At 62.4% G+C, this 4,578-nt stretch carries 7 protein-coding genes; 4 read left to right on the forward strand and 3 right to left on the reverse strand.

The window, feature by feature from the left end; translation table 11 throughout:
- From EN939_RS21860 to EN939_RS21875, 4 genes are all read left to right on the forward strand, one after another.
- On the forward strand, positions 1–320 hold a 320-nt coding region (locus tag EN939_RS21860; RefSeq protein ID WP_245473136.1), incomplete at its 5' end, for a cytochrome c1.
- A gap of 127 nt (positions 321–447) precedes the next feature.
- Positions 448–1,143, forward strand: a complete 696-nt coding sequence (locus EN939_RS21865; RefSeq protein WP_127269623.1) for an acid phosphatase — start codon at positions 448–450, stop codon at positions 1,141–1,143.
- Between the two features lie 175 nt (positions 1,144–1,318).
- Complete coding sequence (locus EN939_RS21870; RefSeq protein WP_127269626.1) at positions 1,319–2,464, forward strand: alpha-hydroxy acid oxidase; 1,146 nt, start codon at positions 1,319–1,321, stop codon at positions 2,462–2,464.
- A gap of 9 nt (positions 2,465–2,473) precedes the next feature.
- Entirely contained in the window at positions 2,474–3,019 is a 546-nt protein-coding gene (locus EN939_RS21875; protein ID WP_013529989.1) for an adenine phosphoribosyltransferase, read from the forward strand.
- A 164-nt stretch (positions 3,020–3,183) separates the two neighbouring features.
- Here the strand turns inward: EN939_RS21875 and EN939_RS21880 are convergent, their stop codons facing one another.
- From EN939_RS21880 to EN939_RS21890, 3 genes are all read right to left on the reverse strand, one after another.
- The gene (locus tag EN939_RS21880) at positions 3,184–3,654 is read right to left on the reverse strand and encodes a MaoC family dehydratase (protein WP_127269624.1); all 471 of its coding nucleotides are present in this window, start codon (positions 3,652–3,654) and stop codon (positions 3,184–3,186) included.
- Positions 3,651–4,127 (reverse strand): MaoC family dehydratase, encoded by a 477-nt coding sequence (locus EN939_RS21885; protein WP_127269625.1) that lies wholly within the window; start codon positions 4,125–4,127, stop codon positions 3,651–3,653. Before EN939_RS21885 ends, EN939_RS21880 begins: the two co-directional genes overlap by 4 nt.
- 123 nt (positions 4,128–4,250) lie before the next feature.
- Positions 4,251–4,578, reverse strand: a 328-nt coding sequence (locus EN939_RS21890) for a CorA family divalent cation transporter (RefSeq protein ID WP_272483107.1), incomplete at its 5' end; no start/stop codon positions are given.

The raw sequence follows: 4,578 nt of genomic DNA on the forward strand, positions 1-4,578 counted from the left end.
CGTTGCTGACAGGCTACGACGAGACACCGCCTGCCGGCATGGTCATCCCGGAAGGCACCCACTACAACCCCTATTTCATGTCGGGCGTGTCGCTGAAGATGCCCAACCCGCTGTCCGACGGCCAGGTGACCTATGATGACGGCGCGCCGCAGACAGTCGACCAGTACTCCCGCGACGTTTCCGCCTTCCTGATGTGGGCGGCCGAGCCGCATATGGAAGACCGCAAGAAGACCGGTTTTCGCGTGCTAGTGTTCCTGCTTCTGTTCGGCGCTCTGGTCTATCTCACCAAGCGCAAGGTGTGGGAAGGCGTGGCGCATTGAGCCACACAATCAAGTGATCGCGAAGGGCGCCGAGAGGCGCCCTTTTGCATTTCCGGAGGCTGGTCATGTCACATGGCCGTCACCGCATCCGGCGATCCTGTGCTGCTCTCATCAAAGGATCGCATTCATGAAAAGATACGCATCGATCGCGGCAGGCCTGTTGCTGCTCATCATCGGCTCGGCCGCGCAAGCGGAAGACGCCCAGCCCTTCGTCACCAACAAGGATGTCGACTTGACGATGATCCTGCCGCCGCCGCCGGCAAACGATTCGGCACAGACCAAGGCCGAACTCGGCGAGGTGCTGACGCTGCAGGTGACGCGCACACCGGAGATGGTCGCCAGCGCGGTGGCCGATGCCGAGGAGAATGTCTGGCGCTTTGCCGACGTCATGGGGCCGAAATTCAACAAGGAAACGCTGCCGAAATTCAGCGCCTTCTTCGATCGCGTGGTGGCTACCGAAGGCGCTGTCGTCGATCCGGCCAAGGATGTCTGGAAGCGCCCGCGCCCGCATCAGCTCAGCGATCTCGTCAAGCCTGCGGTCAAGCTGTCGAACTCCGGTTCCTGGCCTTCCGGACACGCCACCGTCGGCACGATGATGGGCATCATTCTGTCCGACATGGTTCCGGAAAAGCGCGCCGAGATCATGGCACGTGCGAGCGAATACGCCCACAACCGCGTGGTTGGCGGCATCCATTTTGCGTCCGATGTCGAGATGGGCAGGATTTCCGGCAGCGTCATTGCCGCGGTCCTGCTCAACCGGGACGACTTCAAGGCTGAATATGAAGTGGCCAGAGCCGAGCTTCGTTCCGATCTCGGCATGTAATCTTTGTCGGCCGGATCAGACGGGAAGGGGCGCTTCAGGCGCTCCTTTTCCGTCTGCGCCAGTGCTGAGGCGGAAGTTCGGCAATTAGTCCGTTGGCATAGCAGCATCAGGTTGATATTCGACGCATCGAACGGTGGCGAGAAGCTCGTCCCGCCATGGCCTTTGGAACTCGATGATGCGGCTCAGCGACTGTCACAACTTTTCCGATTTCCGGCGGATGGCGCAGCGGCGACTGCCGGGGCCGATTTTCAATTACATCGACGGCGCGGCGGACGACGAGGTCACCTACCGCCGCAACACCGAAAGCTTTGAGACCTGCGATCTGGTTCCCAACGTGCTGCGCGGGGTGAGCGAGGTCGACATGTCGGTGACGGTCATGGGCCAGAAGCTGGCGATGCCGTTCTATTGCTCGCCGACCGCCTTGCAGCGCCTGTTCCACCATCAGGGCGAGCGCGCGGTCGCCAAGGCCGCGGCCAAGTATGGCACCATGTTCGGCGTCTCGTCGCTTGGCACCGTCAGCCTCGAGGAGGCGCGCAGCATCAGCAGCAGCCCGCAGGTCTACCAGTTCTATTTCCATCGGGATCGCGGTCTCAACCGGGCGATGATGCAGCGCGCCAAGGCGGTCGGCGTCGAGGTGATGATGCTGACCGTCGACAGCATCACCGGAGGAAATCGCGAGCGCGACAAACGCACCGGCTTTGCCATTCCCTTCAAGCTCAACCTTGCCGGAATGGCGCAGTTCGCGCTCAAGCCGGCCTGGGCGATCAATTATTTCACGCATGAGGGGTTCAAGCTGCCGCAGCTCGACGAGCATGTCGACATGGGCGGCGGCACGATGTCGATCAGCCGCTACTTCACCGAGATGCTAGACCCGTCGATGACGTGGGACGATGTCGCCGAGATGGTCAAGCTTTGGTCGGGTCCGTTCTGTCTCAAGGGCGTTATGTCGGTGGAGGACGCAAGACGCGCCGTCGACATCGGCTGCAGCGGCATCGTGCTGTCGAACCATGGCGGGCGGCAGCTGGATGGCTCGCGGGCGGCGTTCGACCAGCTTGCCGAGATCGTCGATGCCGTTGGCGACAGGATCGACGTCATCATGGATGGCGGCGTGCAGCGCGGCACGCATGTGCTGAAGGCGCTGTCGCTCGGTGCCAAGGCCGTCGGTGTCGGACGCTACTATCTGTTCCCGCTCGCGGCGGCGGGCCAGCCCGGCGTCGAACGGGCCCTTGAGCAGATGCGGGTCGAGATCGAACGTGGCATGAAGCTGATGGGCTGCAGTTCGATCGAACAATTGTCGCGCAAGAACCTCCGTTTCAGGTAATCTCGACCCATGAAATCCTCCCTCGAAGACACATTGCTCGCCGCGATCCGTACCATTCCGGACTATCCCAAGCCAGGCATCCTGTTTCGCGACATCACCACCCTGCTCGGCAATGCGCGCGCCTTCCGCCGCGCCATCGACGAACTGGTGCATCCCTATGCCGGCCAGAAGATCGACAAGATCGCCGGCATCGAGGCACGTGGATTCATCCTTGGCGGCGCCGTCGCCCATCAGCTCTCGGCCGGCTTCGTGCCGATCCGCAAGAAAGGCAAGCTGCCCTACGAGACGGTGCGCGTCGCCTATAGCCTGGAATATGGCCTGGACGAGATGGAGATGCACAAGGACGGCGTTGCTCCGGGCGAGAAGGTGATCCTTGTCGACGATCTGATCGCCACCGGCGGCACCGCGGAAGCGGCGGTCAAGCTGCTGCGCCAGATCGGCGCCGACATCCTCGCCGCCTGTTTCGTCATCGACCTGCCGGACCTCGGCGGCCGCGCCAAGCTGGAGGCGCTCGGCGTGCCGGTCAGAACGCTGATAGGGTTCGAAGGGCATTAGGTTTCTCCCTCGCCCCGTTTACGGGGAGAGGGAAGCGAAGCGAGCAACGCGAGCGGAGCAGGGTGAGGGTAAGTACGACCGTCGAGTTTAAGACACCAACGCTGGCGCCGCCCCTCATCCGCCCTTCGGGCACCTTCTCCCCGTAAACGGGGCGAAGGAAAAAGCTACTCCACCTTCACCAGAACGGCGCTTTCGAACTCGAGCACCTTGTCGCCGGTGGGATTGAAAGCTTCCGAACGCAGCGCGAGAAGCCGCCAGCCGGGGCGTGAGGCGATCGGGCGGTGCGACAGCGCGGTGCGCGTGAAGGTGATGGTTTGCCCGGCATAGACCGGCTTCAGCCATTTCAGGTTCTTGAAGCCGGGCGAGGGGCCGAATTCCGGCACCGGACCGGGACCGCTCCACGCAGCGATCTCGGCGTCCATGCGGTTTTCCAGATTGAGTTTCATCCAGGTCGCGGCCGTGTGCCAGCCAGACGCGCAGAGGCCGCCGAGCACGCTTTTTTTCGCGGCCTCCTCGTCGATATGGAAGATTTGCGGGTCGTACTTGCGGGCGAAGGCTTTGATCGCCTCGGGCTCGAATGTGTGCGAGCCGAGCGTGACGGTGGTGCCGATACGGAAGAACTCGTCCAGTGTCATGCTTGGCTCCCCGCGGCATCGCGGGTGAGGAACATGACCGAGTTCTCGAGCTCGAAGACGCTTTCGCCACGCTGGTTGAACAGCTCGCTGCGCATGGTGACGAAGCCGAGTTGCGGCTTCGATTTCGACAGGCGCTTGGCAACAACCATCAGGGTGCCGGTCAGTTGGTCGCCGGCCAGGACCGGTTTCTTCCATTTGACCTGATCGACGCCGGGCGCGCCCTGGCAGGTCGAGTCCAGCAGGAACGCGTCGCAGAGCATGCGCATGAACATGGCGCAGGTGTGCCAGCCCGACGCTGCCAGCCCGCCGAGGATGCTGGCCTTGCCGGCTTCCTCGTCGAGATGCATCGGCTGCGGGTCAAATTCTCCGGCAAATTCGACGATCTCGGCGGCACTCACGAGCTTCGAGCCGAGGTCGATCGATGCGCCCTCGATGAAGTCCTCATAGGCCCATGTTTTTATCTCTGCAGTCATGGTCTGGAATCCGGCTTGTCGACCCACGATCCCCAGGATCGGGGTTTCCGGATGCAGGCCGGCGTTCATTTGGTCAAGCGATTTCTACTGCGCCAGCCTGTGGCCGCCGATCGACAAGGCCACTCAGAGCCAGCCGCGGCGGCGGAAGTACCAGAAGGGCAGGATCGCCGACAGCACCATCATGGCGATGGCGAAGGGATAGCCAAGTTGCCATTTCAACTCGGGGATGATGTCGAAATTCATGCCGTAGATCGAGGCGACCAAAGTCGGCGGCAGGAAGATGACGGCGGCGACCGAGAAGATCTTGATGATGGCGTTCTGCTCGATCGAGATCATGCCGAGCGTGGCGTCTAGCAGGAAGGAGATCTTCTGCGACAGGAAGGTGGCGTGGTCGGCGAGCGACAGCACGTCGCGAGACAGCGTCTTGATGCGCGCCTTGGTGTCCTTGCTC

The organism is Mesorhizobium sp. M7A.F.Ca.CA.002.05.1.1 (genome assembly GCF_003998335.1).
GTDB lineage: Bacteria > Pseudomonadota > Alphaproteobacteria > Rhizobiales > Rhizobiaceae > Mesorhizobium.